This window comes from Streptomyces sp. NPDC001678 (genome assembly GCF_042892945.1).
GTDB lineage: Bacteria > Actinomycetota > Actinomycetes > Streptomycetales > Streptomycetaceae > Streptomyces.
The window spans coordinates 322,913-349,873 of the sequence record NZ_JBIAUP010000008.1 but is presented as its reverse complement, the minus strand read 5'-3'; the positions used below and the strand labels follow the sequence as shown (position 1 = coordinate 349,873).

The following is a 26,961-nucleotide window of genomic DNA, read 5'->3' as shown; positions in this document are numbered from 1 at the left end:
GTCCCCCACCGCGTTTCTGCTACGTGCACAGTGACATCGCGGTGACAGGGTGTGGCGACGGGCGGGGTGCGGCTACCATGACCGGCACAAGGACGGGCGGCGCAAGGGAGTCGTCCCCCGGGGCGGCGCCCGGTGCTTCTCCCGGCTCCGCGAGCCGGGGAGACCCCAAGCCGGGACGAGGAGGACGGGGCATGGTGCAGAAGGCCAAGATCCTCCTGGTCGATGACCGGCCGGAGAATCTGCTGGCGCTGGAGGCCATTCTCTCCGCGCTCGATCAGACGCTGGTACGGGCATCGTCAGGGGAGGAAGCGCTCAAGGCGCTGCTGACGGACGACTTCGCGGTGATCCTGCTGGATGTGCAGATGCCCGGCATGGACGGCTTCGAGACCGCGGCGCACATCAAGCGGCGGGAGCGGACCCGGGACATCCCGATCATCTTCCTCACCGCCATCAACCACGGCCCCCACCACACCTTCCGGGGCTACGCGGCGGGCGCGGTCGACTACATCTCCAAGCCCTTCGACCCGTGGGTGCTGCGCGCCAAGGTCTCGGTCTTCGTCGAGCTGTACATGAAGAACTGCCAGCTGCGCGAGCAGGCCAGCCTGTTGCGCCTCCAGCTGGAGAACGGCGGTCACTCCGGCCGCACCGGGGTGCTCGAGACCCAGGAGCCCGCCGGGCTGCTCGCCGAGCTCTCCGCGCGGCTCGCCGCCGTCGAGGAGCAGGCCGAGGCGCTCTCCAAACAGCTGGACGAGTCCGCCGACGCGGCTGCCGTCGCCACCGCCGCCCATCTGGAGCGCAAGCTCACCGGACTGCGGCGCGCCCTGGATGCGCTGGAGCCCGGAGCCGGCAGCGGCGCCAGCCCCGTCCCCTCGCAGACCTGACCGCGCTCTTGCCGCCCGGTCGCTCCGGCACGGCGGCGGCCGGGGTTTGACGCTGTGTCACCCCCGTCACTACGGCCAGTCGACACGAACGGGTGAACGCCCGACCGCACGTGTACCGCGGCGCCGACACCGGTAACCTCGGCACCATGGCCTCACGTACGTCCGGCAAGGGTTCCCAGAGCGCGGCGGGCACCTCCAAACAGCGCGCCGGGCGCGCAGGGGCCCCTGCCAAGAAGACCGCCGCGAAGAAGTCCCCGGCCCGGCCCGCGAGCCGGCCGCCCGCGCGCAAGGCGCCGGCCAGGAAGGCCGCCGCCAAGCGCCCGCCGGGCGGTGCCCGCAAGGTCGGGCGCGGACTCGCGCACGGCGCCGGGAGCATCTTCCGGGGCGTCGGCCGGGGCGCCAGGGGGCTCGACCCCGCCCACCGCAAGGACGGGCTCGCGCTGCTCCTCCTCGGCCTCGCCCTCATCGTCGCCGTCGGCACCTGGTCCAGCCTCGACGGACCCGTAGGCGACCTCATCCGCCTGTTCGTCACGGGCGCCTTCGGCCGCCTGGACCTCGTCGTACCGATACTCCTGGCCGTCATAGCGCTCCGGCTCTTCCGCCACCCCGAGCGGCCGGAGGCCAACGGACGGATCATCATCGGCCTGTCCGCGCTGGTCCTCGGCATCCTCGGACAGGTCCATGTGGCCTGCGGATCGCCCGGCCGCGGCTCCGGCTGGCAGGCCGTGCGGGACGCGGGCGGCATGATCGGCTGGGTCGCCTCCAAGCCCCTGCTCTTCACGGTCGGCGAGATGCTCGCCGTACCGCTGCTGGCGCTGCTCAGCGTCTTCGGGCTGCTCGTGGTCACGGCCACCCCGGTCAACGCCATCCCGCGCAGGCTGAGGGAGCTCGGCATAAGGCTCGGGGTCATCGAGCCGCACCCCGGGGAGTACGGACACGAGGCCGTCGCCGGATACGCGGACCACGACGACTACGACGACGAGTGGCGCGCCGCCCCCGCCCGCCGCCCTCGGCGCACCGCCGCGACCACCGGCCCCGACCAGGCCGAGGAGGAGGCGCTCGAGCGGCGCCGCAAGCCCCGCCGCGCCGCGCCGGCCCCCGCGGGGGACCGGGAGCCGGACGCGGTGGACCTCGCCGCGGCGGCCGCCGCGGCCCTGGACGGGGCCGTGCTCCACGGCGTCCCGCCGACCCCGCTCGTCGCCGACCTCAGCAGCGCCGTCTCCGGCGCCGCCACGGACGGCGCCCGGGCCGGGAGCGGGCGCGCCGCCGGGCGGAAGAAGCCCGCCGCGGAGGAGTACGCCGACCACGCCGCGAGCCGTCCGGCCGGACCGGCCAGCGTCCCCGACCTGACCAAGCCCGCGCCCGAGCCCGTGCCCGGCGGTCTGCCCGCGCGTGCCGAGCAGCTCCAGCTCGCCGGTGACATCACCTACGCGCTGCCCTCGCTCGGCCTGCTGGAGCGCGGCGGCCCGGGCAAGACCCGCAGCGCCGCGAACGACGCCATAGTGGCCTCGCTGACCAACGTCTTCGCGGAGTTCAAGGTCGACGCGGCGGTCACCGGCTTCACCAGGGGCCCGACGGTCACCCGCTACGAGGTCGAGCTGGGCCCGGCCGTCAAGGTCGAGCGGATCACCGCGCTCACCAAGAACATCGCCTACGCCGTCGCCAGCCCCGACGTACGCATCATCAGCCCCATCCCCGGCAAGTCCGCCGTCGGCATCGAGATCCCCAACAGCGACCGCGAGATGGTCAACCTCGGGGACGTCCTGCGGCTGGCGGACGCCGCCGGCGACGACCACCCGATGCTCGTCGCGCTGGGCAAGAACGTCGAGGGCGGCTACGAGATGGCCAACCTCGCGAAGATGCCGCACATCCTGGTCGCCGGTGCCACCGGCTCCGGAAAGTCGTCCTGCATCAACTGCCTGATCACCTCGATCATGGTCCGGGCGACCCCCGAGGACGTCCGGATGGTGCTGGTCGACCCCAAGCGCGTCGAACTGACGGCCTACGAGGGCATCCCGCACCTGATCACACCGATCATCACCAACCCCAAGCGGGCCGCCGAGGCCCTCCAGTGGGTCGTGCGCGAGATGGACCTGCGCTACGACGACCTGGCCGCCTACGGCTTCCGGCACATCGACGACTTCAACGCCGCCGTGCGCGCCGGGAAGGTCACCCCGCCGCAGGGCAGCGAGCGGGAGCTGTCGCCGTACCCGTATCTGCTGGTGATCGTCGACGAGCTCGCGGACCTGATGATGGTGGCCCCGCGCGACGTCGAGGACTCCATCGTCCGGATCACCCAGCTCGCGCGCGCCGCCGGCATCCATCTGGTGCTGGCCACCCAGCGGCCCTCCGTCGACGTCGTCACCGGCCTCATCAAGGCGAACGTGCCCTCCCGGCTCGCATTCGCCACCTCCTCCCTCGCCGACAGCCGCGTCATCCTCGACCAGCCGGGCGCCGAGAAGCTGATCGGCAAGGGCGACGGCCTCTTCCTGCCCATGGGCGCCAACAAGCCCATCCGGATGCAGGGCGCCTTCGTCACGGAGGGCGAGGTCGCCGCGATCGTCCAGCACTGCAAGGACCAGATGGCGCCGGTCTTCCGCGACGACGTCACGGTCGGCACGGCCAGGAAGAAGGAGATCGACGAGGACATCGGCGACGACCTCGACCTGCTGTGCCAGGCGGCCGAGCTGGTCGTCTCCACCCAGTTCGGCTCGACCTCGATGCTCCAGCGGAAATTGCGTGTGGGATTCGCCAAGGCGGGCAGACTCATGGACCTGATGGAATCGCGCAACATCGTGGGCCCCAGCGAGGGCTCCAAGGCGCGTGACGTGCTGGTGAAGCCCGATGAGCTGGACGGCGTGCTCGCGATCATCCGAGGAGAGGACCAGGCCTAGCGGCCGGGCGGCGGCAGCTGGAAAAGATCCCTGGTCAACCGTTTCTCTCGGGCTCGGGCGGAGTTGAGCGAGAGGGGAGGGGCGATGTGCCACCGTCGTGATCGCAGAGCCTTCTGATGGCCTACAAAGACCGGCTTCCCGCTTGCCCGACCGTTTCGCATGCCCCCTAGACTGAATCTCCAGCAGGTGGCTGCACGCTCGAAAGGCGCCCACGTGTCCATCGGCAACTCTTCAGAGGACGACCGGATCCCCGGCTCCGAGGAGGACCGGCAGGAGGACCGGCCCTCCGTCGGACGAATCCTTCAGCAAGCCCGAATCGGTGCCGGACTGACCGTGGACGAGGTCAGTTCCACCACCCGCGTACGCGTTCCGATCGTCCATGCGATCGAACAGGACGACTTCACCCGCTGCGGTGGCCGGGTGTACGCGCGCGGGCACATCCGCACCCTCGCGCGCGCCGTCGGCCTGGACCCCGTGCCGCTCGTCGCGCAGTACGACGCCGAGCACGGCGGGCGCCCCGCGCCGACCCCGGCGGCCCCGCTCTTCGACGCCGAGCGCATCCGGCCCGAACCCCGGCGGCCCAACTGGACCGCGGCGATGGTCGCCGCGATCGTCGCGGTCGTCGGCTTCGTGGGCTTCACGCTCTTCAACGGCGGGGCCAAGAGCGGTCCGGTCTCCGCCGACCCGGCCTCCGGCAAGCCGTCCACGGCGTCCAGCGCCAAGGCCGGCCCCGGCAAGGCGAAGACCGACCCCAAGGCCGAGCCCAAGGCCGGCCCCAAGGGGGAGGCCTCGGCGAGCGCCATCGCCGGCGTCCCCGGCAACAAGGTCACCGTCAAGCTCACCGCCGAGAACGGCCAGACGTGGATGTCCGCCAAGGACGGCAACGGCAAGCTGCTGGAGGAGGGCGTCCTGGCCCGGGGCGGGTCCAAGACCTTCACCGACGACAAGCGCATCGACCTGGTCCTGGGCAACGCCGGAGCCGTGCAACTGTTCGTGAATGGCAAAGAGGTCAAGAACCTGGGCTCCGATGGCCAGGTCCAGCGCCTGAGCTACACCCGGGGAGACCCTTCGGCGGGCTGACCTGCGGCGGAACCCGCCGCAAAGGCCGCCGCGACGGGCGCGAGGAGCTTGTGGGTGATCAGGCTCTCCGCGCCCGTCGGCCACTCGGCAGCGGATGCGGCGCCGGGACAAAGTAGGCTGAGCCCTATGCCCGAACGCCGTACCGTCGCTCTTGTCACACTTGGCTGCGCCCGTAACGAGGTGGACTCGGAGGAGCTGGCAGGCCGCTTGGCGGCGGATGGCTGGGACCTCGTCGAGGACGCCGCCGATGCCGATGTGGCCGTCGTCAACACCTGCGGTTTCGTCGACGCCGCGAAGAAGGATTCCGTCGACGCCCTCCTGGAGGCCAACGACCTCAAGGAGCACGGCCGCACCCAGGCCGTCGTGGCCGTCGGCTGCATGGCCGAGCGCTACGGCAAGGACCTCGCCGAAGCGCTCCCCGAGGCCGACGGCGTGCTCGGCTTCGACGACTACGCCGACATCTCCGACCGGCTCCAGACCATCCTCTCCGGTGGCATCCACGCCGCCCACACCCCGCGCGACCGCCGCAAGCTGCTGCCGATCAGCCCCGCCGAGCGCCAGGAGGCGGCCGGTGTGGCCCTCCCCGGCCACGCGCAGGACACCCCTCCGGAGGACCTGCCCGAGGGCGTCGCCCCGGCCTCCGGGCCGCGCGCCCCGCTGCGCCGCAGGCTGGACAGCAACCCCGTCGCCTCCGTGAAGCTCGCCTCCGGCTGCGACCGGCGCTGCTCCTTCTGCGCCATCCCCTCCTTCCGCGGCTCCTTCATCTCGCGCCGCCCCTCCGACGTGCTGGGCGAGACGCGCTGGCTGGCCGAGCAGGGCGTGAAGGAGATCATGCTGGTCTCCGAGAACAACACCTCCTACGGCAAGGACCTCGGCGACATCCGTCTGCTGGAGACGCTGCTGCCGGAGCTGGCGGCCGTGGACGGCCTGGAGCGGATCCGCGTCAGCTACCTCCAGCCGGCCGAGATGCGGCCCGGCCTGATCGACGTGCTGACCTCGACGGAGAAGGTCGCCCCCTACTTCGACCTCTCCTTCCAGCACTCGGCCCCGAAGGTGCTGCGGGCCATGCGCCGCTTCGGCGACACCGACCGCTTCCTGGAGCTGCTCGACACCATCCGCGGCAAGGCGCCGCAGGCGGGCGCCCGTTCCAACTTCATCGTCGGCTTCCCCGGGGAGACCGAGGAGGACGTGGCCGAGCTGGAGCGCTTCCTCGTGGGCGCGCGACTGGACGCCATCGGCGTCTTCGGGTATTCCGACGAGGACGGCACCGAGGCCGCCACCTACGAGAACAAGCTCGACCCCGAGGTCGTCGCCGAGCGGCTGGAGCGGATCTCCCGGCTGGCCGAGGAGCTGACCGCGCAGCGCGCGGAGGAGCGCATCGGTGAGACGATCGAAGTACTCGTCGACCGCGTGGACGACGAGGACGGAGTGATCGGCCGGGCGGCCCACCAGGCGCCGGAGACCGACGGCCAGGTGCTGCTCGGCACGGACCACCGGCTGGAGCCCGGCCGGATGGTCACGGCGAAGGTGGTGGCGAGCGAGGGCGTGGACCTTGTCGCCGAGCCGCTCGGGATCGAGGGCGGGTGTACCGAGGAGGCGGGCAGATGAGCGGACTCCCGGCCTCCGCCACAGGAGGTCCGGCCCCGGCGAAGGGTGTCCGGCAGGCCGGGTTGTGGAACATCGCCAATATCCTGACCATGGTGCGCCTGCTCCTGGTGCCCGGGTTCGTCTTGTTGATGCTGCACAACGGCGGCTATGACGAGGCCTGGCGTTCCTTCGCCTGGGCGGCGTTCGCGATCGCCATGATCACCGATCTCTTCGACGGTCATCTCGCGCGGACGTACAACCTGGTCACCGACTTCGGCAAGATCGCCGACCCCATCGCCGACAAGGCGATCATGGGCGCCGCCCTGATCTGTCTCTCCGCCCTGGACGACCTGCCGTGGTGGGTGACGGGCGTGATCCTCTTCCGCGAGATCGGCATCACGCTGATGCGCTTCTGGGTCATCCGGCTCGGGGTCATCCCGGCCAGCCGGGGCGGGAAGCTGAAGACGCTCGCGCAGGGCGTGGGCGTGGGCATGTACATCCTGCCGCTGGTCGGCCCGCTGGCGACCTTGCGCTTCTGGGTGATGGCGGTCGCGGTGGTGTTGACCGTCTCCACCGGCCTCGAGTACATCGGGCAGGCGTTCCGGCTGCGGCGGGCCGCGCGGGCGCGGGAGTCCGGGCGGTGAGCGGCCCGGGGGGCGGGCCGGCGGCCGAGGCGCTCGCCGCGCTGGAGGCACGCGGCCACAGCCTCGCCGTCGCCGAGTCGCTCACGGGCGGGCTGGTCGCCGCGGAGCTGACCGCCGTACCGGGCGCCTCGCGCACGGTACGGGGCTCGGTCACGGCCTACGCCACCGAGGTCAAGCGCGACGTGCTGGGCGTGGACGGGCGGTTGCTCGCCGAGCGCGGCGCCGTCGACGCGGACGTGGCACGGCAGATGGCGCACGGCGTACGGGCCGTGCTGGGCGCGGACTGGGGGCTCGCCACCACGGGGGTGGCCGGGCCCGAGCCACAGGACGGCAAGGCCGTCGGCACGGTCTTCGTGGCCGTCGAGGCACCGGACGGCACCGCCGCCGTACGGGAGCTGTCCCTGGACGGCGACCGGGCGGGCATCCGGGCCGAAAGCGTACGAGCGGTCCTCGCGCTGCTCGTACGCGAACTGGCAGGGAACGCGGGGGCAAAGGATACGGAACACAACGGGGGGAATTGATGTTTGCAGCCCTGAGTGAACACGACATAGCTCCCCGCACGGCCGCACCCCGAGGCGGTACGGTGGGGCGTGAAGGAACCGGATTCGCGGTCCAAGGAGGGAGCCACCGATGATTCTGCTCCGTCGCCTGCTGGGTGACGTGCTGCGTCGGCAGCGCCAACGCCAGGGCCGCACTCTGCGCGAGGTCTCCTCGTCCGCCCGGGTCTCGCTCGGATATCTCTCCGAGGTCGAGCGCGGGCAGAAAGAGGCGTCCTCCGAGCTTCTCTCCGCAATCTGCGACGCTCTGGACGTTCGGATGTCCGAGGTCATGCGCGAGGTGAGCGACGAGCTGTCGCTGGCCGAGCTGGCGCAGTCGGCGGCGGCGAGCGAGCCGGTACCCGCGCCGATGCGGCCGATGTTCAATTCGGTGTCCGTGACGTCCGTGACGGGCGTTCCGGGGGAGCGCGTGACCATCAAGGCCCCGGCGGAGGCCGTGGATGTGGTCGCCGCCTGATCCGGCCTGAGACGGTCCGGAGCACCACCGTTCCCCAGAAAGATCCCGGTCGGACGATCTGACCGGGATCTTCGCGTTGTGCGGGCTTCCCCGGGCCCTGGTGCAATGGTGAGGAGAGCGGAGGAACCGGAGCAATCCGGTCGTTCTCCGTGCCTTTCCGGAGCAGTCTGTGGAGCGCAGTCTGTGGAGCGCAGCAGTCTGTGGAGCCGTCTGTGGAGCAGGAGGAACGCGGATGTCTGTGGTGAAGAGCCCGCTGTCCGAGCCGGACCGCAAGACCGTCGGAGACGCCCTCCAGGGCGCGCTCGTGGACCTCGTCGACCTCTCCCTCGTGGCCAAGCAGGTCCACTGGAACGTGATCGGCCCGCGCTTCCGCTCCATCCACCTCCAGCTCGACGAGGTCGTGGCCAGCGCCCGTACCCACGCGGACACGGTCGCCGAGCGGGCCTCGGCGCTCGGCGTCTCCCCGGACGGCCGGGCCGAGACGGTCGCCAAGACCAGCGGCATCGCCACGATCGGCGGTGGCTGGACCAAGGACACCGATGCCGTACGGACCCTTGTCGACGCGCTCGACGCCGTGATCACGCGGATGCGCGAGCGCATCCAGGCGACCGGCGACCCGGACCCCGTCACCCAGGACATCCTCATCGGCCTGACGGGCGACCTGGAGAAGCACCACTGGATGTTCCAGGCCGAGAACGCCTGAAGCACGCGATGCTCCGGGGAGACGAGCCCGGGCGCCCGCCGCCCCTGGGGCCGCTCGGCTGGGCGGTGGGAAGCCTCCTGACCGGGGTGTGGTGCTGGGCCGTCCTCCGGCTGCTGCTCCAGCCGGGCCGGGCCGGATTCGTGGAGGGGCTGGTCGCGGCCGGGGGCTGGGGGCTGAGCCTGCTGCCGGTGCACTGCACGCCCCGGACCCGGGCGGACGGCGGGGAGAGCGGAGCGGCCGGAGGGGCCGTCCTGCGGGCGCTACGGCGGTGGTGGCGCGGAGGGGCACGGCACTGAGCCACCCTTCTGCCTGCCCGGGCTGTCGGGCCGCTGGCTGCCCCCGGCCGTCGGGCTGCCCACCGGTCGTCGGGCTGCCGACGGCCCTTTGGGCGTCGAGCCGCCGGTTGCCTCCCGCTCGTCGGGCTGCCGGCGCCGTCGTTCAGCCGTCGGTTCACCCGTTCGGATGAGTGGCGGTAGGCCGCGGGTCAGCCGGTGGGTGGGGGAGGGCCCGTCTGGCAGTGGGGGCACCAGTAGGTCGTCCGCTCCCGGCCCTCCGGCCCCTGGCCGGCCACCAGGACGGGCGTGCCGCAGCGCCGGCACGGCCGGTCGGCCCGTCCGTAGACCCACAGACCGCGATCCGGGCGGGCATCGGCCGTGGTGATCCGGGAGACACGGGACTTGTTGGCCTCCAGCAGCTTCTTCGCCAGCGCCACCAGCCGCTCGGGGGCGGGCACGGACGCCATGGGCAGCCAGGGGGTGACCCGCAGCAGGAAGCACAGCTCGGACTTGTAGACATTGCCGACGCCCGCCAGATTGCGCTGGTCGAGGAGGGCCTCGCCGACCGTGCGCCCGGGGTCCGAGAGCAGCCGGCGGACGGCTTCCTCCGCGTCCCAGTCGGGGCCGAGGAGGTCGGGGCCCAGATGGCCGACCAGCGTGGACTCGTCGGTGGTGCGCACCAGGTCCAGCACGGGGAGGCGATAGCCGACGGCCGTACGGTCGGCGGTGGCCAGGACGGCCCGGATCTGGTGGTGCGGGCCGCCGCGCGGGCGCTCACCGGTGGCGTGGACGCGCCAGGAGCCGTCCATGCCGAGGTGGGAGTGGAGGGTGAGGCCGCCGCCGAGACGGGTGAACAGGTACTTGCCGCGTGGGACGACCTCCAGGACCTTGCGGCCGGTGAGATCGGTGGTGGCGAGCCGGGGCACGCGCAGGTCGCTGCGGATCAGCGCCTCGCCCGCGAGGGCCTGGTGCAGGACCCGCGCGGTGCGCCAGACGGTGTCTCCTTCGGGCATACGGCGACTCCTTCGCGATACGGCCCATGATGCGGCGTGGGTCAGGGCGCGCGCAGGCGCAGCCCCCGTGGTGTGGCGTGGAAGCCCGCCGCCTCCAGCACGGCCCCGAGCGGGGAGGACAGGGCCGGGGCGCCGTTGACGCGCTCGACGGTGACCGTGCCCAGCGCGCCGGCGTGCGCCGCTTCGGCCAGGGCCGCGGCCGCCTCGCGCACGGCGGGGTCGTCGGCGGTGGCCTCCGCGCCGGGCTCCTGGGGCCAGGCCAGGACGGTCTTCCCGCCGCGCTCGACGTAGAGCGTCAGCGCGCCGTCGAGGAGGACGACCAGGGCACCGGCCTTGCGGCCGGGCTTGTGGGTGGCGCCTGCGGGCGGATCGGGCCAGGGCAGCGCGGCGCCGTAGGCGTTGGCGGGATCGGCGGCGGCGAGGACGACCGCCCGGTGCCGGCCGTCCCGCGTGCCCGCCGATCTGTCCTCCCAGGGAGCGGCGCCCCCCGGTGCGCCGGAGCGCTCCCGGGCCGTACTGGCGGCGCGCAGCCGGTCGACCGCGCCGTCCATGGCGAACTGCGCGGCGCCCAGACCCTCGACGACATAGCCCCGGCGGGCCTGGCCGCTCTCCTCGAAGACGGACAGCACCCGGTAGGCCGCGGCGAAACCGCCCTCCACCCCTTCGGCGGCGACAGCCCCCCGGGTCACCACGCCGTGCCGGTCGAGCAGCGTCCGGGCCAGGGCGTGGGCCCGGTGCGTGACGTCGGGCGCGCGCTCGGGCAGCAGCGACCAGCGGCCCGCGACCGTGGGCGGGCCGCCGCGCGAGGCGGTGGGCCGGAGCCCCGGGCCCGTCCGGGCGAGGACGGAACCGTAACGGCCGCGCGGGACGGCCCGTTTGGCGCGGTGGGCGGTGGAGCCGGCCGTGCGGCCGGAGCCGAGCAGCGAGCGCAGCGGCGCGAGGGTGTCATTGGTCAGCCGGCCGGACCAGGCGAGATCCCAGAGCGCCTCGGCGATACGGGCGTCCGTGCCGTCGGTGCCGTCCGCCGCCGCGCTCGTGGCGCGCACCTGCTCGGCGATCTGCCGGAAGAACAGACCGTAGCCACCGGCGAGGGCGTCCAGCACGGCCTGGTGGAGGGGGGAGAGCTCCAGCGGATGCGGGGCGGGGAGGAGCAGGGGGGCCGTGTCGGCGAGCAGCAGCGAGACCCAGCCGTCCTTGCCGGGGAGGGCGCCCGCGCCGGCCCAGACGACCTCGCCCGCCGCCGTGAGCTCGTCGAGCATGGCGGGGGCGTAGTCCGTCACCCGGGAGGGCAGGACGAGCTTCTCCAGCGCGGACGCGGGCATCGGGGCGCCCTGCAACTGCTCGACGGCGCGCAGCACTCCGTCGACGCCGCGCAGGCTGTGGGAGCCGACGTGCTGCCACGCGGGCAGGAACGCGGCGAGCGTGGCGGGCGGCACGGGCTCCAGCTCGTGCCGCAACGCCGCCAGGGAGCGGCGCCGCAGCCGGCGCAGCACGGCCGCGTCGCACCACTCCTGGCCCAGGCCGGCGGGGTGGAACTCGCCCTGCACGATCCGGCCGGCGGCCGCCAGCCGGTGCAGCGCGCCGTCGGTCACCGCGGTGCCGAGGCCGAACCGGGTGGCCGCCTGAGCCGAGGTGAACGGGCCGTGGGTGCGGGCGTAGCGGGCGAGGAGATCGCCCAGCGGGTCCTTGACGGGCTCGGTGAAGGCCTCGGGGACGCCGACGGGCAGGGCCGTGCCCAGGGCGTCCCGCAGCCGCCCGGCGTCCTCGACGGCGGCCCAGTGGTCCTCGCCGGCGATCCGGACGCGCAGGGCGCGGCGGGCGTCGGACAGCTCCCGTGCCCAGCCCGGCCCGGCGCCGCGCGCGGCCAGCTCGGCGTCGGTGAGGGGGCCCAGCAGCCGCAGCAGATCGGCGACGCCTTCGGCGTCCTTGGCGCGGCGGTCCTCGGTCAGCCACTGCAGCTCGCGCTCCAGCTCGGTCAGTACGTCGGCGTCGAGCAGTTCGCGGAGCTCGGCCTGGCCCAGCAGCTCGGCCAGCAGCCGGGAGTCGAGGGACAGGGCGGCGGCGCGCCGCTCCGCGAGCGGGGAGTCGCCCTCGTAGAGGAACTGGGCGACGTAGCCGAAGAGCAGCGAGCGGGCGAACGGGGACGGCTCGGGGGTGGTGACCTCCACCAGACGGACCCGGCGTGCCTCGATGTCGCCCATCAGCTCGGTCAGGCCGGGGACGTCGAAGACGTCCTGGAGGCATTCGCGGACGGCCTCGAGGATGATCGGGAACGAGCCGAACTCGCTCGCCACCTGGAGCAGCTGGGAGGCGCGCTGGCGCTGCTGCCACAGCGGTGTGCGCTTGCCCGGATCGCGGCGCGGCAGCAGCAGGGCGCGGGCGGCGCACTCGCGGAAGCGGGAGGCGAACAGGGCCGAGCCGCCCACCTGGTCGGTGACGATCCCCTCGACCTCGCCCTTGTCGAACAGGACGTCGGCGGCGCCGAGGGGGGACTGCCCGGCGTCGTACGCGCCGTCCTGCCGGGCGGGCTCGGTGTCGAGCAGGTCCAGGCCGAGCAGGTCGGCGTCGGGCAGGCGCAGGACGATGCCGTCGTCGGCGTGCATCACCTGGGTGTCCATGCCGTACCGCTCGGAGAGCCGGGCGCCGAGGGCCAGCGCCCAGGGGGCGTGCACCTGGGCGCCGAAGGGGGAGTGGACGACCACCCGCCAGTCGCCCAGCTCGTCGCGGAACCGTTCGACGACGACGGTCCGGTCGTCGGGCACGTGCCCGCAGGCGCGGCGCTGCTCGTCGAGGTAGGACAGGACGTTGCCCGCGGCCCAGGTGTCGAGGCCGGCGGCGGTGAGCCGGTCGCGGGCGGCGTCGGGCGTCAGCCCGCCGATCTCGCGCAGGAACGCCCCGAGCGCGCGCCCCAGTTCGAGCGGGCGGCCCAGCTGGTCGCCCTTCCAGAACGGCAGTCTGCCCGGGGTGCCGGGGGCGGGGGTGACGAGGACGCGGTCACGGGTGATGTCCTCGATCCGCCAGGAGGTCGTGCCCAGGGTGAACACGTCGCCGACGCGGGACTCGTAGACCATCTCCTCGTCGAGCTCGCCGACCCGGCCGCCGCCCTTCTTGGGGTCCGCGCCGGCCAGGAAGACTCCGAAGAGGCCTCGGTCGGGGATGGTGCCGCCGGAGGTGACGGCGAGCCGCTGCGCGCCGGGGCGCCCCGTGACCGTACCGGCGACGCGGTCCCATACCAGGCGGGGGCGCAACTCCGCGAAGGCGTCGGACGGATAGCGCCCGGCGAGCATGTCGAGGACGCCGGAGTAGGCCGACTCGGGCAGCGCCGCGAAGGGCGCGGCCCGGCGCACCAGGGCCAGCAGCTCCTCGACGTCCCAAGTGTCCATGGCCGCCATGGCGACGACCTGCTGGGCGAGGACGTCCAGCGGATTGGCCGGTACGCGCAGGGATTCGATGGCGCCGCGCCGCATGCGCTCGGTCACCACGGCCGCCTGCACCAGGTCGCCCCGGTACTTGGGGAAGACGACGCCGGTGGAGACCGCGCCCACCTGGTGGCCCGCGCGGCCCACCCGCTGGAGCCCGGAGGCGACCGACGGCGGCGACTCGACCTGGACGACCAGGTCCACGGCGCCCATGTCGATGCCCAGCTCCAGGCTGGAGGTGGCGACGACGGCCGGCAGCCGGCCCGCCTTGAGGTCCTCCTCGACCAGGGCGCGCTGCTCCTTGGAGACCGAGCCGTGGTGGGCGCGGGCGAGGACGGGCGGCGCGCCCTTGGCCGGGCCGGACCCGCCCATCAGCTCGGCGGGGGAGTGGTGCTCGGGCAACGGGGCCCCGGTGGCCCGTTCGTGGGCGATCTCGTTGAGCCGGTTGCACAGGCGCTCGGCGAGACGGCGGGAGTTGGCGAAGACGATCGTGGAGCGGTGGGCCTGGACGAGATCGGCGATGCGCTCCTCGACGTGCGGCCAGATCGACGGCCGGTCCTTGCCGTCGCCGCCCTCCTGCACGGGCGAGCCGCCGAGCTCGCCGAGGTCCTCGATGGGCACGACCACCGACAGGTCGAACTCCTTGTCGGACGGCGGCTGGACGATCTCCACCTTGCGCCGCGGCGAGAGGAAACGGGCCACCTCCTCCACCGGGCGCACGGTCGCGGAGAGGCCGATGCGCCGGGCGGGGCGCTCCAGCAGGACGTCGAGGCGCTCCAGGGACAGCGCCAGATGCGCGCCCCGCTTGGTCCCGGCGACGGCGTGCACCTCGTCGAGGATCACGGTCTCCACGCCCGTCAGCGCCTCCCGCGCGGCGGAGGTGAGCATCAGGAACAGCGACTCGGGCGTGGTGATCAGGATGTCCGGCGGCCGGGTGACCAGGGCACGGCGCTCGGTCGCCGGGGTGTCGCCGGAGCGGATGCCGACGCGGATCTCGGGCTCGGGCAGCCCCAGCCGGGCGGCCTCCTGGCGGATGCCGGTCAGGGGGCTGCGCAGATTCCGCTCGACGTCGACGGCGAGGGCCTTGAGCGGGGAGACGTACAGCACCCGGCAGCGCTTGCCGCGCTCCGCGGGCGGCGGGTCGCTCGCCAGCCGGTCGAGCGAGGCGAGGAAGGCGGCCAGCGTCTTGCCGGAGCCGGTGGGCGCGACGACCAGGACGTCCGAGCCCTCGCCGATGGCCCGCCAGGCACCGGCCTGGGCGGCCGTGGGCGCGGAGAACGCCCCCGTGAACCACGAGCGGGTCGCGGGGGAGAACGCGTCGAGAGCCGAGGCCGGGTCCGGGGCCGCCGTGTCGTTCGCCATGCCCCCCATCGTGCACCGCACCACTGACAATGCCCCGGACGCGCAGGTCAGCGGTGGTTCCGGGGGTCCGGCGACCGGGGCCGGGGCCAGCGGCCCGGGGTCCGGGGGCCGGGCGGGGCGAGGGGGCTAGACGGGGCGGCCGTACGCGCGCAGGGCCAGCAGGGCGTCGATGGTCACCATGGGCCTGCACTCGAGGACCGTGCCCGGGGCCCAGGCCCGCCAGCGGACCGGCCAGCCGCCGTCCTCCTGCTGGGCGGCGGCGAGGAAGTCCAGCGACCGCGCCATCTCGGCGTCGGAGAACCAGGCGCGGGCCAGCGATCCGGGCGTGCGCGCGAAGTCGTGCGGGAAGTGGTACTCGCCGGGCGCGTACCCCTCCGGCAGGGGATGGTCGGCCGCCCGGTCCGGATCGAGCACGGCCAGCCGCTGTTCCCGCACCGTCCGCCCGATCCGCTCGGCCGCGGCCCGGGCCCGGGCGCGGTCCGGCGCTCCGTCGAGGAAGGCGACGGCCGCCTCGACCTCGTAGGGGTGGGTGCGCGCTCCCCGGCCGAGGGCGTCGACGGCGGCCCAGCAGAAGTCGGTGGCCCGGAACAGCCAGGCGTGCCACACCTCGTTGCGGTGCAGCAGGCCGACCACGGGGCCGGTGGCGAGCAGATCGCTGGGCGGGTCGTCCACCAGCGGGATCCAGGGGGCCGCCGGATACCCGCGCAGCGAGGGGTGGAGGGCGGGCAGCGCCCCGTCGGGGGTGGAGACCGCCGTCAGGTAGCGGCACACGGGCTCCACCCGCCGGTCGCGGCAGCGCCCGATCTCGTCGAGCACGCGCAGGGCGTGCGCGGTGTGCAGCGGCTGGCTCACCGGGCCGCGCAGATCCGGCTCCAGGGCGTGGCCGAATCCACCGTCGTCGCCCGCGTACGCGTCGAGGGCGGCCTCGACGGCGGCGGCGTGCCCGGCCAGGAAGTGGAACGCGAATCTCCGCTGTTCCAGGACACGGGCGGTCAGCCAGATGAAGCGCTCGGCGCGGGCGGTGGCGGATGATCCGGACGGTGCCATGGACAAGACCGTAGGGCGCGGAGCGCCGCCGGTCAGCGGCTCATGGTCGGCTGCACTCTCAGGGGCGGGATACTGGGCGCATGCGGTTGACGGTCTTCTGGCAGCGAATGGCTGACTATTTCGGCGCGGCGTACGCCGACTCCTTCGCTCGTGATCATGTGATGTCCGAACTCGGCGGGAGGACCGTGCACCAGGCGCTGGACGCCGGCTGGAACGCCAAGGACGTCTGGCGCGCGGTGTGCCGGGCGGTGGAGATCCCCGAGGACCGCCGCTGACCGTGTCCGGACGGCGGCCGCCGACCGGCCGCCGACCGGACACCTCAAGGATTTCGTCCGATAAGCCACACTTGCTCCGTGGCAGCGACAGACGACACCGCCCCCGACGACTCCCGGCCCTCCCGGCCCGACGGCGCGCGGATGCCGCGCTGGCTGCCCAGGGCGGTGGTGGTCACCCTCGCCCTGTTCGCGTGCTTCCAGTTGGCCGGGTGGGCCTTCCACCAGCTCACCGGTCTCCTCGTCGACATCCTGGTCGCCTTCTTCCTCGCGCTGGCCATCGAGCCCGCCGTGGACCGGATGGCCGCGCGCGGCATGCGCCGGGGCCTCGCGACCGGTCTGGTCTTCCTGGGCGTGGCCGTCGCCGTGACCGGCTTCGTCACCCTCCTCGGCTCGATGCTCGCCGGGCAGATCCAGACCATGGTGGAGAACTTCCCCTCCTACCTGGACTCGGTGATCAGCTGGATCAACCGGACCTTCCGCACCAGCTTCTCCCGCGTCGAGATCCAGAGCAGCGTGCTCCACTCGGACTGGCTGCGGAAGTACGTCAGCAGCAGCGCCGGCGGCGTGCTGGACGTGTCGGCCGCCGTCCTGGGCGGGCTGTTCCGGACCCTGACGGTGGTGCTCTTCGCGTTCTACTTCGCGGCCGACGGGCCCCGGCTGCGCCGCGCGCTGTGCTCGGTGCTGCCGCCGCGGCGGCAGGCGGAGGTGCTGCGGGCCTGGGAGATCGCCGTCGCCAAGACCGGCGGCTACCTCTATTCGCGCGCCCTGATGGCGCTGGTCTCCGGGATCGCGCACTACGTCCTGCTCCAGGTGCTGGGCGTGCCCTACGCCGTGGCGCTCGCGATCTGGGTGGGGCTGGTGTCGCAGTTCGTCCCGACCATCGGCACCTATCTCGCGGGCGCCCTGCCGACGCTGCTCGCCTTCACCGTCGACCCCTGGTACGCGGTGTGGGTGCTGGGCTTCGTCGTGGTCTACCAGCAGTTCGAGAACTATGTGCTCCAGCCCCGGATCACGGCCAGGACGGTCGCCGTCCACCCGGCGGTCGCCTTCGGCTCCGTGATCGCGGGCGCCGCGCTGCTGGGCGCGGTGGGCGCCCTGATCGCCATTCCGGCGACGGCCACGCTCCAGGCCTTCCTGGGCGCGTACGTCAAGCGCTACGAGGTCACGGGGCTCCCGGCGGGTCCGGACGGACGGGGTGGGCGGGGCGGACGAGGCGACGGAGACCCGGGGCCGGGCGGCGCGGAAGGCTGAATTCCGGGGCTGTCCGGCACGCCGGGCGGCGCGCTTGACACCAAAATCGAACATCCATTCTTATGGGTGTCCCGGGTCGCTGGAACCGAGTTATCCACAGGCCCGGAGCGACGCCCGGGCGCATTGTCAGTGGCAGGCGTTAGCGTCGTGGACGTGAAGCGATCGACTCAAGCGAACCGGGTGGAACCCATGGCAGGAACCGACCGCGAGAAGGCGCTCGACGCCGCGCTCGCGCAGATTGAACGGCAATTCGGCAAGGGCGCGGTCATGCGCCTGGGCGAGCGGCCGAATGAGCCCATCGAGGTCATCTCCACCGGGTCGACCGCTCTCGACGTCGCCCTCGGTGTCGGCGGCCTGCCGCGCGGCCGCGTGGTGGAGATCTACGGACCGGAGTCCTCCGGTAAGACGACCCTGACGCTGCACGCCGTGGCCAACGCGCAGCGGGCCGGCGGCACCGTCGCGTTCGTCGACGCCGAGCACGCCCTCGACCCCGAGTACGCCAGAAAGCTCGGCGTCGACATCGACAACCTGATCCTGTCCCAGCCGGACAACGGTGAGCAGGCGCTGGAGATCGTCGACATGCTGGTCCGCTCCGGCGCGCTCGACCTGATCGTCATCGACTCCGTGGCCGCCCTGGTGCCGCGCGCGGAGATCGAGGGCGAGATGGGCGACTCGCACGTGGGTCTCCAGGCCCGCCTGATGAGCCAGGCGCTGCGGAAGATCACCAGCGCGCTCAACCAGTCCAAGACCACCGCGATCTTCATCAACCAGCTCCGCGAGAAGATCGGCGTGATGTTCGGCTCCCCGGAGACCACGACCGGTGGCCGGGCCCTGAAGTTCTACGCCTCGGTGCGCATCGACATCCGCCGCATCGAGACGCTGAAGGACGGCACGGAGGCGGTCGGCAACCGCACCCGCTGCAAGGTCGTCAAGAACAAGGTCGCGCCGCCCTTCAAGCAGGCCGAGTTCGACATCCTCTACGGCCAGGGCATCAGCCGCGAGGGCGGCCTGATCGACATGGGCGTGGAGCACGGCTTCATCCGCAAGGCCGGCGCCTGGTACACCTACGAGGGCGACCAGCTCGGCCAGGGCAAGGAGAACGCCCGCAACTTCCTCAAGGACAATCCCGACCTCGCCAACGAGATCGAGAAGAAGATCAAGGACAAGCTGGGCGTGGGCGTCCGGTCCGGCGCCCCGGCGGAGGAGCCCGCCGCCGACGCCGCGACCGCCGCGGGCGAGCCGGCCAAGTCGGTGCCCGCCCCGGCCGCCAAGTCCACCGGTAAGGCGGCGAAGGCCGCGGCCAAGGGCTAAGGCCCCGTCGTGTCTGATGCACAGCCGTGGCACGGCGACGGGCCCGTGCCACATGAGCCGCGCGCGGACGACCGTACGGGCGGTGGCTCCGCTTCCCCGTCGAGGGCCGGGGCCGGAGCACCACCGTCACCGGAGGAGCAGGCGCGGGCGATCTGCCTGCGCCTGCTCACCGGATCCCCGCGCACCCGCAAACAGCTCGCCGACGCCCTGGCCAAGCGCGGCATACCGGCCGAGGCGGCGGAGGAGGTCCTGTCCCGGTTCGAGGACGTGGGCCTGATCGACGACGCCGCGTTCGCCGGCGCGTGGGTCGAGTCCCGCCACCACGGCCGGGGCCTGGCCCGCCGGGCCCTCGCCCGGGAGCTGCGCACCAAGGGCGTCGACTCCGCGATCGTCGACGAGGCCGTCGGGCAGCTCGACGCGGAGCAGGAGGAGCGCACGGCCCGTGAGCTCGTCCAGCGCAAGCTCCGGTCGACCCGGGGCCTGGAGCGGGAGAAGAGGCTGCGCCGCCTCGCCGGAATGCTGGCCCGCAAGGGCTACTCCGAGGGGCTCGCCCTGCGCGTGGTGCGCCGCGCCCTGGAGGAGGAGGGCGACGACCCGGAGCTGCTCGACCACTATCTGCCGGACGTCTGAGCCCCCTGCCCGGTGCCCTTCGTCAGGGCGTCACGGGCAGCCCGGGCGTCACCGGCAGTCCGGCCGCGCGCCAGGCCCGGAAGCCGCCCACCAGGTCGGTGGCCCGGTACAGGCCCAGCCGGCGCAGGGAGACGGCGGCCAGCGACGAGGCGTACCCCTCGTCGCAGAACACGACCACCCGCAGGCCGTGATCCGTCACCCGCGCCGCGCGGTGCTCACAGGCCGGGTCGAGCCGCCACTCCAGCTCGTTGCGTTCCACGACGAGCGCACCCGGGACCGTCCCGTCGCGCTCCCGCAGCGCCGCGTAACGGATGTCCACCAGCAGCCCGCCGTCCGTCTGGACGGCGGCCGCCTCGGCCGGCCCCAGGCGGTCGAGTTCCGCCCGGGCCTCGGCCAGCAACTCCTCCACCCTCATGCCCACTCCCGCGCCCACTCGACCGCCTCCAGCCGCAACACCTGACCGCTGCGGCTGTACCGGCGCATCATCGGCAGCGGCGGGTAGTACGCGTGCACGGACACCGCGTGCCGCTCCCCCGAGGTGTTGAACACCTGGTGGACATGGTGGGGCCCGAAGGCCCTGCCGTTCCCGTCCGCCAGCAGCCGCTCACGGTCGATGCCGTCCGCCAGCTCCAGCAGTTTCCACCCCTCGGTGGGCAGCCGCGCCGCCAGGGACTGCTCGGTCAGGCTCCCGGCGGCCACGGCGAACGCGCCGTGCGAGCCACCGTGGTCGTGCCATCCGGTGCCACTGCCCGGAGGCCAGCCGATGAGCCACGCCTCGCTGCCGGCCGGCCCCTCCAGCCGGATCCAGGTCCGTCCATGAGGGTCGAGCGGCAGCGAGGCGACGAGACGGGTGTCGCCGGCCGTCCGGTCGGCGAAGTCGAGGAGATCCGCCTGGGACGGCGCCCCGGGGGCGTCCGGCGAGGCGGCGTGCGAAGCGGTCGTGCGTACGGAGGCGGGTGCAGCGGCGGAAGAGGGCGCAACGGAGGAAGCGGGCGCAACGGAAGAGGGCACAGTCGAACCGTCCTGAGTGATCGCGAAGGACGCGCGCGGCGCACTGAGCGCCCGGCAGCGCGGAGGGAAGAGCGGATCAGCAGGACGGACGACAGACACAGCCCGCGTAGCGGACGAGGTCCAGATGGACCCTCCGCCAGAAACGCGAGCCGCCGTCAGTCACGTTGCGGAGTCAACCATGGCGACAAGTGCCGGTCAACGGTTGGCCGTAGCCTCACTGGTGGATTCGCCGGGGCTCGTCGCGCCCGCGCGCACCGCTTCCGCTGGCGCCCCGGTGTCACCGGCGGCACCGCCCCGTGCCGCGTCCGCGCACGCGTACAGCTCCGCCGCCCGCACCCCCGCCAGCGCGGCCACCAGCCGGCCGTCCGGCCGGACCACCAGCACGGTGTGGGCGTCCGCACCCGGATACCCCTCGGTGACCAGCAGTTCCGCCGCCATGGGCAGGGCCGAGACGGCCGCCGCCAGCCCGGGCATGAGGCCCGCGCCCAGCCAGTGGCGGCGCTCCCACACCCCCGTGCCGGGGGCGACGAGGACCACCAGTAGATCGCCGCCCAGCCGGTCGCGCAGCCCCACCTCCGACCCGTCCGGCGCGGTCACCGGCACGTCCACGACCGGCGCCCCCACCGCCGTGCCCACCAGCACTGAGCCCGCGGGGGGCGCGGCCGGCAGCAGGGGCGTACGGGAGTGGACGGCCGGCGCGCCCAGCAGCCCGTGCCCCAGGTGGCCTTCCGTCAGCAGCGCGTCATGGGAGCGGGCGGCGCCCGGCACGAGCGTGCGCCGCACCGTCCGCCAGCCGCCCTCGCCGCGTACCGCCGGCAGCGTCCGGTCGGCGGTACGCAGCCGGGCGGCGACGGCCTCCCGGCGCTCCGCCTGATAGCTGTCGAGCAGGGCCTCGGAGGCGCCGTGGTGCCAGGCCAGTGCCAGCTTCCAGGCGAGGTTCTCGGCGTCCAGCAGCCCTTCGTCGACACCCTGGGTGCCCAGCGCGCCCAGCAGATGCGCGGCATCGCCCGCGAGGAAGGCGCGTCCGCAGCGCCAGCGGCGCGCGAGACGGTGGTGCACGGCGTACACGCCGGTGTCCAGCAGTTCGTACGCCGGGACGTCGCCGCACCACGCCGTCAGGGAGTCGCCGACCCGGGCGAGCAGCGCGTCGGGGGTGACCAGCCCGCCGTCGGGGGGCAGCGGCCAGTCGAGCCGCCAGACCCCGTCGGGCAGCGGACGGGCCGTCACCTCGTCGCCGCGCGGCGGTGACCGGTGCAGCACGGCCTCGCCCGGCCAGGGCAGTTCGGCGCGGAGCGCGGCGACCGCGTACCGCTCTACCGCCGTGCGTCCGGGGAAGCGTGCCCCGAGGAGTTTGCGGACGACGGAGCGGGCGCCGTCGCAGCCGATGAGATAACTGCCGCGCCACACCGTGTGGTTGTCGCCGTCGTTGTCGCCGCGGGTGTGCACGGTGACGCCGGAGGAGTCCTGCTTGAGGAGGGCCACACGGCTGTCGTGGACGACGCGGACGTCCGCCTCGCAGGCGAGCGCCGCCCGCAGTTCGCGCGTCAGGGCGTGCTGGGGCAGATGCAGCGGAGACGGTTCTGCTGCCGGGTCGGCGTGTCCCTCGTCCCCCGGGTGCTCCTCGGCGCCCTTCAGGTCCTCGAACTCGGCGGGTTCCACGGCCTTCCCGGCGCCGCCGGGCGGCGCGAACGGGATCCGCGCCACCTCCGTCCGGCGCCGCAGCGTGCGCCAGCCCGCCCAGCGGGTCCCCTCCGAGGTGACGCACCCCAGCCGCTCCAGCAGCGCGGCGGTGTCCGGCCGCAGCACGACCGTACGCGCCAGGCGACGCTCCTGTGGCAGACCGGTCTCGTCGGGCGACTCGTCCAGGACGGTGACGGGCACCTCGTGCCGGGCCAGGGCCAGGGCCAGGGTGAGCCCGACGGGCCCGGCCCCGACGACGATCACCGGGTCCACGGCGCGGCCCCCTCGCCCCCGGAACGGACGGTGACCTCGCCGTACGCGAGGCGCGTACGGGACGTACGGGGACTGGCAGGGGGAAAACGGTGCGCGATCACAGAACGTATGCAACCCATTGCCGGTGCGTGCGTCAAGTGATCAGAGGCGCCGTCACGGCGCGCCGAAGGCGTGCGCCCCGCCGGTCCGGTGCGACCGACGGGGCGTCAACCGCCGTCCGGTCAGCCGTTCCCGGCGGCGTCCGCGCCGGAGGCTCCCGCCGTCGACTCGGTGCCCGGCACCGCGCCCGCGGCGGGCATCGCCGGCGGCCTGCCCTTGCGGGAGCGCTGTGTGCGCCGTTCGACCCATGTGGCGACGGAGGACAGCGCCAGACACAGCAGGATGTAGATCGAGCCGAAGACGATGACCATCGGGATGAAGGCGTAGACGCCGTTCACGGGCGGGGTCTGCTGGGCGAAGGCCTTGCCGACGAACAGCAGTTCCTCGTAGAGGATGATGAAGCCGAGCGAGGTGTCCTTGAGGGTCACCACGAGCTGGCTGATGATCGACGGCAGCATCGAGCGCACGGCCTGCGGCACCAGCACGGCCGTCATCACCTGGGTCTTGCGCAGCCCGATCGCGTACGCCGCCTCGCTCTGCCCCCGGGGGACGGCGTTGATCCCGGAACGGAAGATCTCCGCCTGGACCGAGCCGTTGTAGAGCGTCAGCCCGATCACCAGGGCCCACATCGGGTCGGAAGTGAAGACCGCTGCGTACAGCAGGAAGATCATGATGAGCAGCGGCATGGCCCGGAAGAACTCCACCACCGCCGTGGCCGCCCAGCGCACCGGCCGGTGGTCGGACAGCCGCGCGGTGGCCAGCACGGTGCCCAGCGCCAGCGAGAGGACGGCCGCGATCGCGAAGGTCTTCAGGGTGGTCAGCAGGCCGTCGACGATCCGCTGCTGGGTCTCGGTGTACTCGTAGTCGTCCCACAGCCCGGCCTGGAACTGCCCGGTGGCGTCCAGCCGGTAGACCACGAAGCCGATCAGCCCGGCGATCGCGACGGTGGACAGCGCGCCGTAGAGGCGGTTGCGGGCCCGGGCCCGGGGGCCGGGGACGTCGTAGAGGACGCTGCCGCTCATCGGGCCACCGCCAGTCGGTTCTCCAGCAGCCGGAACAGGCCGCTGATGGTGAAGGTGATGATGATGTAGCAGATCGCGATCCATAGGAAGATCACGTAAATGTTGTAGCCCGAGGCGGCGTTGAGGGTCTTCTGCACCGAGCCGAGCTCGGTGACGTTGAAGCCCGAGGCGATGGCCGTGTTCTTGGCCAGGGCGATCAGAAGGCTGCCGATGGGCGGTATCGCGGTACGGACGGCCTGCGGCAGCACTATCCCGGCCAGCGTCTGCCCGAAGGTCATCCCGATCGACCGGGCGGCCTCCGCCTGGCCCACCGGCACGGTGTTGATCCCGGACCTGATGGCCTCGCAGATGAACGCCGAGGTGTAGCAGCCCATGGCGAGCACGGCGAGCCAGAAGGAGTCCCAGCCCTTCAGGCCCAGCGCCGGCAGCCCCAGGGTGACGGCGAGGAAGAGCAGCACCAGCGGGGTGTTGCGCAGCAGCGTCACCCACGTGGTGCCGAAGACGCGCAGCGCGGGCACCGGAGAGACGCGGAACGCCGCGACGAGGGTGCCCAGCACCAGGGCGAGCAGCGCGCTGAGCACCGTTAGTTCCACGGTGCCGATGAAACCTTCGCGGAACATCGCGAAGTTGTCCGACAGAACGTTCACGTCACTTCTCCGGGTATCGCGAGGCGGTCGTCCGGCACCGCTCGCCGGTCAGTAGCGCTCGATCGCGGGCGGGGTGGAGGCGGGGACGCCCGAGCGGCCCAGCGTGGCGTCGTAGGCCTTCTTCCAGTCGCCGTTCTTCTCGTGCGCCTCGATGGCCTTGTTGACCGCCTCGCGCAGCGCCGTGTCGTCCTTCTTGAGGCCGACGCCGTAGGGCTCCTTGGAGAAGGGGTTGCCGACGACCTTCAGCGCGCCCTTGTTCTCGGCCGCGTAGCCCTTGAGGATCGCGTCGTCCGTGGTGACCGCGTCGACCGAACCGTTGACCAGCTCCTGCACACACAGCTGGTAGCCCTGCTGCGCCTTGGCCTCGGCCACGCCGTACTTGGCTTCCTTGATCCGCTTCAGCGGGGTGGAACCGGTCACCGAGCAGACCTTCTTGCCCTTGAGGTCGTCCGGGCCCTTGATCGAGCTGTCGGCCTTCACCAGCAGGTCCTGCCCGGCGATGTAATACGGGCCGGCGAAGCCGACCTGCTTCTTGCGCTCGTCGTTGATCGTGTACGTACCGACGTACAGATCGACGCCGCCGCTGGCGATCTGCGTCTCGCGCGCCTCGGAGGGGACCGTCACGAACTTGATGTGCGCCTCGTCGAAGCCGAGATCGGCCGCGATCATCCGGGCGATCTCCACGTCGAAGCCGGAGCGCTTCTTGGTGCCGGGGTTCTCGAAGCCCAGGCCGGGCTGGTCCGCCTTGGTGCCGATGGTGATCGTCTTGCCCTTGACCTTCTCGAAGACCGACGAGCCCTTGACGTCCGCGGCGGAGTTCACCGGGTACTTCGGCAGGTCCGCGGCGGCGGAGGCGCCGCCGCTGCTCTTGTCGCTCTTGTCGTCGGGGCTGCCCGACTTGCCGCAGGCGGTGGCGGAGACGGCCAGCGCGACGACGACGGCGGCCGCCGCCGCGGTGTTGCGGAGCTTCATGAAGGACATCCTTTGCGTCTGCGGGACCTCGGGGGCGGTGGAGCGGCGGGGAAGCGCGGTGCGGAGAAGGAAGGGCGGTGCGGAGGGGCGGTGCGGAGAGGAGCGCTGTCGTGAGCTCAGTGGTGCAGGATCTTCGACAGGAAGTCCTTGGCCCGGTCGCTGCGCGGGTTGCTGAAGAACTGGTCCGGCCGCGCCTCCTCGACGATGCGGCCGTCCGCCATGAAGACCACGCGGTTCGCGGCGGAGCGGGCGAAGCCCATCTCGTGCGTGACGACGACCATGGTCATGCCGTCCCGGGCGAGCTGCTGCATGACCTCCAGCACCTCGTTGATCATCTCCGGGTCCAGGGCCGAGGTCGGCTCGTCGAAGAGCATCACCTTCGGGTCCATGGCCAGCGCCCGGGCGATCGCCACACGCTGCTGCTGACCGCCGGAGAGCTGGGCGGGGTACTTCTCCGCCTGGGCTCCCACACCCACCCGGTCCAGCAGGGAACGGGCCGTGGCCTCGGCCGACTTCCGGTCCTTCCTGCGGACCTTCACCTGCCCCAGCGTCACGTTCTCCAGCACGGTCTTGTGGGCGAAGAGATTGAACGACTGGAAGACCATGCCCACGTCGGCGCGCAGCCGTGCCAGCTCCCTGCCCTCCTGGGGCAGGGGCTTCCCGTCGATGGTGATGGAACCGGAGTCCGTCGTCTCCAGCCGGTTGATCGTGCGGCACAGGGTCGACTTGCCCGACCCCGACGGCCCGATGACGACCACCACTTCGCCGCGGGCGATGGTCAAGTCGATGTCCTGGAGCACGTGCAGCGCGCCGAAGTGCTTGTTGACCTTGTCCAGGACGACCAGGGCGTCCGCGGCGGGCGCCACGTCCTTGGTCACCGATATCTCGTTCATCGGCGCTCCTCGCTCCGTCCTCCTCGGTTGGGGAGGACCCTAATGAGCGGCGCAGACCAGCGTCATTACATCTGAGCTGAAATTGAGCATAACGATCCGGACTCAAACGGACACATAGCGTCAGATCGCCGGAACGCCCCGGTCCGGAGTACCGGCTGGATAACGGATGCCCCCGTGGGGGCAGGAACCCCTTGACGTACCGGGAGCGCATCGGCGTGGATGCGGTGATACCGCACCGAGCCGCGCGGAGGGGGCCTATGAGACTGCTGCTCGTGGAGGACGACGACCACGTCGCCGCGGCCCTGTCCGCCGTCCTGGCCCGGCACGGCTTCGACGTCACCCACGCCCGGAGCGGCGAGGAGGCCCTCCGGGCCCTGCTCCCGGACGAACGGTCGCCCTTCGGCGTCGTCCTGCTCGACCTCGGACTGCCCGACCAGGACGGCTTCGAGGTCTGCGGCAGGATCCGCAAGCGCACCACCACGCCCGTCATCATGGTGACCGCCCGCGCCGACACCCGCTCGAAGATCCACGGCCTGAACCTCGGCGCCGACGACTACGTGGTCAAGCCCTACGACACCGGTGAACTGCTCGCCCGTATCCACGCCGTCGCCCGGCGCAATCCGCCCCACGAGAGCGCGCCGGGCCAGTCGCACGCCCCCGAAGGCGACACGAGCGTCATCGGCCTGGGCGCCCTGACCATCGAGCTCCCCAACCGCCGTGTCTGCGTGGACGGCTCGGCCGTCGCCCTCACCCGCAAGGAGTTCGACCTGCTCGCACTGCTCGCCCAGCGCCCCGGAGTCGTCTTCCGCAGGGAACAGATCATCAGCGAGGTGTGGCGCACCAGCTGGGAAGGGACCGGACGCACCCTGGAGGTGCACATCGCCTCGCTGCGCGCCAAGTTGCGGATGCCCGCCCTCATCGAGACCGTCCGGGGCGTGGGCTACAAGATCGTCGTCCCGGTCCGGTAGTCGCGGCACC

General features: G+C 72.7%; 25 protein-coding genes. 14 read left to right on the top strand and 11 right to left on the bottom strand.

Annotated features, from left to right (window positions below; all coding sequences use genetic code 11):
* The first annotated feature begins 191 nt into the window (after positions 1–191).
* The 9 genes from ACFYZR_RS19745 to ACFYZR_RS19705 all read left to right on the top strand — a co-directional run bounded on the left by ACFYZR_RS19745 (position 192) and on the right by ACFYZR_RS19705 (position 9,099).
* On the top strand, positions 192–881 hold the full coding sequence (locus tag ACFYZR_RS19745; protein ID WP_391911856.1) for a two-component system response regulator: 690 nt from the start codon (positions 192–194) through the stop codon (positions 879–881).
* Positions 882–1,027: 146 nt separating this feature from the next.
* The gene (locus ACFYZR_RS19740) at positions 1,028–3,775 is read left to right on the top strand and encodes a DNA translocase FtsK (RefSeq protein ID WP_391911854.1); all 2,748 of its coding nucleotides are present in this window, start codon (positions 1,028–1,030) and stop codon (positions 3,773–3,775) included.
* 213 nt (positions 3,776–3,988) lie between these two features.
* Positions 3,989–4,855, top strand: coding sequence for a helix-turn-helix domain-containing protein (locus ACFYZR_RS19735; RefSeq protein WP_391911852.1), 867 nt, complete (start codon positions 3,989–3,991; stop codon positions 4,853–4,855).
* Positions 4,856–4,981: 126 nt separating this feature from the next.
* Positions 4,982–6,463, top strand: coding sequence for a 30S ribosomal protein S12 methylthiotransferase RimO (gene rimO / locus ACFYZR_RS19730; protein WP_391911850.1), 1,482 nt, complete (start codon positions 4,982–4,984; stop codon positions 6,461–6,463).
* Entirely contained in the window at positions 6,460–7,086 is a 627-nt protein-coding gene (pgsA, locus tag ACFYZR_RS19725; RefSeq protein WP_391911848.1) for a CDP-diacylglycerol--glycerol-3-phosphate 3-phosphatidyltransferase, read from the top strand. The genes rimO and pgsA overlap by 4 nt, the downstream gene beginning before the upstream one ends.
* Positions 7,083–7,607, top strand: coding sequence for a CinA family protein (locus ACFYZR_RS19720; protein WP_391911846.1), 525 nt, complete (start codon positions 7,083–7,085; stop codon positions 7,605–7,607). Before pgsA ends, ACFYZR_RS19720 begins: the two co-directional genes overlap by 4 nt.
* A 109-nt stretch (positions 7,608–7,716) precedes the next feature.
* Complete coding sequence (locus ACFYZR_RS19715; RefSeq protein ID WP_086566431.1) at positions 7,717–8,100, top strand: helix-turn-helix domain-containing protein; 384 nt, start codon at positions 7,717–7,719, stop codon at positions 8,098–8,100.
* Positions 8,101–8,332: 232 nt separating this feature from the next.
* Positions 8,333–8,803 carry a Dps family protein gene (locus tag ACFYZR_RS19710; RefSeq protein WP_391911844.1) on the top strand — a complete coding sequence of 157 codons (471 nt, stop codon included), beginning with the start codon at positions 8,333–8,335 and terminating at the stop codon, positions 8,801–8,803.
* Positions 8,804–8,811: 8 nt separating this feature from the next.
* Positions 8,812–9,099, top strand: a complete 288-nt coding sequence (locus tag ACFYZR_RS19705) for a hypothetical protein (protein ID WP_391911842.1) — start codon at positions 8,812–8,814, stop codon at positions 9,097–9,099.
* A 188-nt stretch (positions 9,100–9,287) separates the two neighbouring features.
* Here the strand turns inward: ACFYZR_RS19705 and ACFYZR_RS19700 are convergent, their stop codons facing one another.
* The 3 genes from ACFYZR_RS19700 to ACFYZR_RS19690 all read right to left on the bottom strand — a co-directional run bounded on the left by ACFYZR_RS19700 (position 9,288) and on the right by ACFYZR_RS19690 (position 15,919).
* Positions 9,288–10,091, bottom strand: a complete 804-nt coding sequence (locus tag ACFYZR_RS19700; protein WP_391911840.1) for a DNA-formamidopyrimidine glycosylase family protein — start codon at positions 10,089–10,091, stop codon at positions 9,288–9,290.
* Between the two features lie 41 nt (positions 10,092–10,132).
* Positions 10,133–14,872: an ATP-dependent helicase gene (locus ACFYZR_RS19695; RefSeq protein ID WP_391911838.1), complete on the bottom strand. Its 4,740-nt coding sequence runs from the start codon at positions 14,870–14,872 to the stop codon at positions 10,133–10,135.
* A gap of 126 nt (positions 14,873–14,998) precedes the next feature.
* Positions 14,999–15,919 (bottom strand): hypothetical protein, encoded by a 921-nt coding sequence (locus ACFYZR_RS19690; RefSeq protein WP_391911836.1) that lies wholly within the window; start codon positions 15,917–15,919, stop codon positions 14,999–15,001.
* Positions 15,920–15,999: 80 nt separating this feature from the next.
* Here ACFYZR_RS19690 and ACFYZR_RS19685 point away from each other — a divergent pair, with 80 nt between their 5' ends.
* From ACFYZR_RS19685 to recX, 4 genes are all read left to right on the top strand, one after another.
* Complete coding sequence (locus ACFYZR_RS19685; protein WP_391911834.1) at positions 16,000–16,194, top strand: DUF3046 domain-containing protein; 195 nt, start codon at positions 16,000–16,002, stop codon at positions 16,192–16,194.
* 78 nt (positions 16,195–16,272) lie between these two features.
* Positions 16,273–17,445 carry an AI-2E family transporter gene (locus tag ACFYZR_RS19680; protein ID WP_391911832.1) on the top strand — a complete coding sequence of 391 codons (1,173 nt, stop codon included), beginning with the start codon at positions 16,273–16,275 and terminating at the stop codon, positions 17,443–17,445.
* A 189-nt stretch (positions 17,446–17,634) separates the two neighbouring features.
* Complete coding sequence (gene recA / locus ACFYZR_RS19675; RefSeq protein WP_391911830.1) at positions 17,635–18,756, top strand: recombinase RecA; 1,122 nt, start codon at positions 17,635–17,637, stop codon at positions 18,754–18,756.
* Positions 18,757–18,801: 45 nt separating this feature from the next.
* Positions 18,802–19,386, top strand: a complete 585-nt coding sequence (recX, locus tag ACFYZR_RS19670; protein ID WP_391911903.1) for a recombination regulator RecX — start codon at positions 18,802–18,804, stop codon at positions 19,384–19,386.
* Between the two features lie 22 nt (positions 19,387–19,408).
* On the opposite strand, the gene ACFYZR_RS19665 is transcribed toward recX, so the two are convergent.
* The 8 genes from ACFYZR_RS19665 to ACFYZR_RS19630 form a co-directional block, all read right to left on the bottom strand.
* Positions 19,409–19,801, bottom strand: a complete 393-nt coding sequence (locus ACFYZR_RS19665; RefSeq protein WP_391911828.1) for a rhodanese-like domain-containing protein — start codon at positions 19,799–19,801, stop codon at positions 19,409–19,411.
* The gene (locus ACFYZR_RS19660) at positions 19,798–20,397 is read right to left on the bottom strand and encodes a cysteine dioxygenase (protein WP_391911826.1); all 600 of its coding nucleotides are present in this window, start codon (positions 20,395–20,397) and stop codon (positions 19,798–19,800) included. The genes ACFYZR_RS19665 and ACFYZR_RS19660 overlap by 4 nt, the downstream gene beginning before the upstream one ends.
* 76 nt (positions 20,398–20,473) lie before the next feature.
* The gene (locus ACFYZR_RS19655) at positions 20,474–20,560 is read right to left on the bottom strand and encodes a putative leader peptide (RefSeq protein WP_391911900.1); all 87 of its coding nucleotides are present in this window, start codon (positions 20,558–20,560) and stop codon (positions 20,474–20,476) included.
* A gap of 32 nt (positions 20,561–20,592) precedes the next feature.
* Positions 20,593–22,350, bottom strand: coding sequence for an FAD-dependent monooxygenase (locus ACFYZR_RS19650; RefSeq protein ID WP_391911824.1), 1,758 nt, complete (start codon positions 22,348–22,350; stop codon positions 20,593–20,595).
* Positions 22,351–22,571: 221 nt separating this feature from the next.
* A complete protein-coding gene (locus ACFYZR_RS19645) occupies positions 22,572–23,471 on the bottom strand; it encodes an amino acid ABC transporter permease (RefSeq protein ID WP_391911822.1) in 900 nt (299 codons plus the stop codon).
* On the bottom strand, positions 23,468–24,118 hold the full coding sequence (locus ACFYZR_RS19640) for an amino acid ABC transporter permease (RefSeq protein ID WP_311611015.1): 651 nt from the start codon (positions 24,116–24,118) through the stop codon (positions 23,468–23,470). The genes ACFYZR_RS19645 and ACFYZR_RS19640 overlap by 4 nt, the downstream gene beginning before the upstream one ends.
* A gap of 48 nt (positions 24,119–24,166) precedes the next feature.
* On the bottom strand, positions 24,167–25,090 hold the full coding sequence (locus ACFYZR_RS19635) for a glutamate ABC transporter substrate-binding protein (RefSeq protein ID WP_391911819.1): 924 nt from the start codon (positions 25,088–25,090) through the stop codon (positions 24,167–24,169).
* 116 nt (positions 25,091–25,206) lie between these two features.
* Positions 25,207–25,983, bottom strand: a complete 777-nt coding sequence (locus ACFYZR_RS19630) for an amino acid ABC transporter ATP-binding protein (protein ID WP_126916400.1) — start codon at positions 25,981–25,983, stop codon at positions 25,207–25,209.
* A 257-nt stretch (positions 25,984–26,240) separates the two neighbouring features.
* Between ACFYZR_RS19630 and ACFYZR_RS19625 the strand changes: the two genes are divergently transcribed.
* On the top strand, positions 26,241–26,951 hold the full coding sequence (locus ACFYZR_RS19625; RefSeq protein WP_391911817.1) for a response regulator transcription factor: 711 nt from the start codon (positions 26,241–26,243) through the stop codon (positions 26,949–26,951).
* The last annotated feature ends 10 nt before the right edge of the window (positions 26,952–26,961 follow it).

Coding starts and splice junctions, on each gene's coding strand:
- ACFYZR_RS19645 (WP_391911822.1), bottom strand. CDS start 23,471: ATGAGCGGCAGCGTCCTCTACGACGTCCCCGGCCCCCGGGCCCGGGCC.
- ACFYZR_RS19665 (WP_391911828.1), bottom strand. CDS start 19,801: ATGAGGGTGGAGGAGTTGCTGGCCGAGGCCCGGGCGGAACTCGACCGC.
- ACFYZR_RS19630 (WP_126916400.1), bottom strand. CDS start 25,983: ATGAACGAGATATCGGTGACCAAGGACGTGGCGCCCGCCGCGGACGCC.
- rimO (WP_391911850.1), top strand. CDS start 4,982: ATGCCCGAACGCCGTACCGTCGCTCTTGTCACACTTGGCTGCGCCCGT.
- ACFYZR_RS19635 (WP_391911819.1), bottom strand. CDS start 25,090: ATGAAGCTCCGCAACACCGCGGCGGCGGCCGCCGTCGTCGTCGCGCTG.
- ACFYZR_RS19710 (WP_391911844.1), top strand. CDS start 8,333: ATGTCTGTGGTGAAGAGCCCGCTGTCCGAGCCGGACCGCAAGACCGTC.
- ACFYZR_RS19715 (WP_086566431.1), top strand. CDS start 7,717: ATGATTCTGCTCCGTCGCCTGCTGGGTGACGTGCTGCGTCGGCAGCGC.
- ACFYZR_RS19695 (WP_391911838.1), bottom strand. CDS start 14,872: ATGGCGAACGACACGGCGGCCCCGGACCCGGCCTCGGCTCTCGACGCG.
- ACFYZR_RS19690 (WP_391911836.1), bottom strand. CDS start 15,919: ATGGCACCGTCCGGATCATCCGCCACCGCCCGCGCCGAGCGCTTCATC.
- ACFYZR_RS19700 (WP_391911840.1), bottom strand. CDS start 10,091: ATGCCCGAAGGAGACACCGTCTGGCGCACCGCGCGGGTCCTGCACCAG.
- recA (WP_391911830.1), top strand. CDS start 17,635: ATGGCAGGAACCGACCGCGAGAAGGCGCTCGACGCCGCGCTCGCGCAG.
- ACFYZR_RS19685 (WP_391911834.1), top strand. CDS start 16,000: ATGCGGTTGACGGTCTTCTGGCAGCGAATGGCTGACTATTTCGGCGCG.
- ACFYZR_RS19625 (WP_391911817.1), top strand. CDS start 26,241: ATGAGACTGCTGCTCGTGGAGGACGACGACCACGTCGCCGCGGCCCTG.
- ACFYZR_RS19745 (WP_391911856.1), top strand. CDS start 192: ATGGTGCAGAAGGCCAAGATCCTCCTGGTCGATGACCGGCCGGAGAAT.
- pgsA (WP_391911848.1), top strand. CDS start 6,460: ATGAGCGGACTCCCGGCCTCCGCCACAGGAGGTCCGGCCCCGGCGAAG.
- ACFYZR_RS19705 (WP_391911842.1), top strand. CDS start 8,812: ATGCTCCGGGGAGACGAGCCCGGGCGCCCGCCGCCCCTGGGGCCGCTC.
- ACFYZR_RS19740 (WP_391911854.1), top strand. CDS start 1,028: ATGGCCTCACGTACGTCCGGCAAGGGTTCCCAGAGCGCGGCGGGCACC.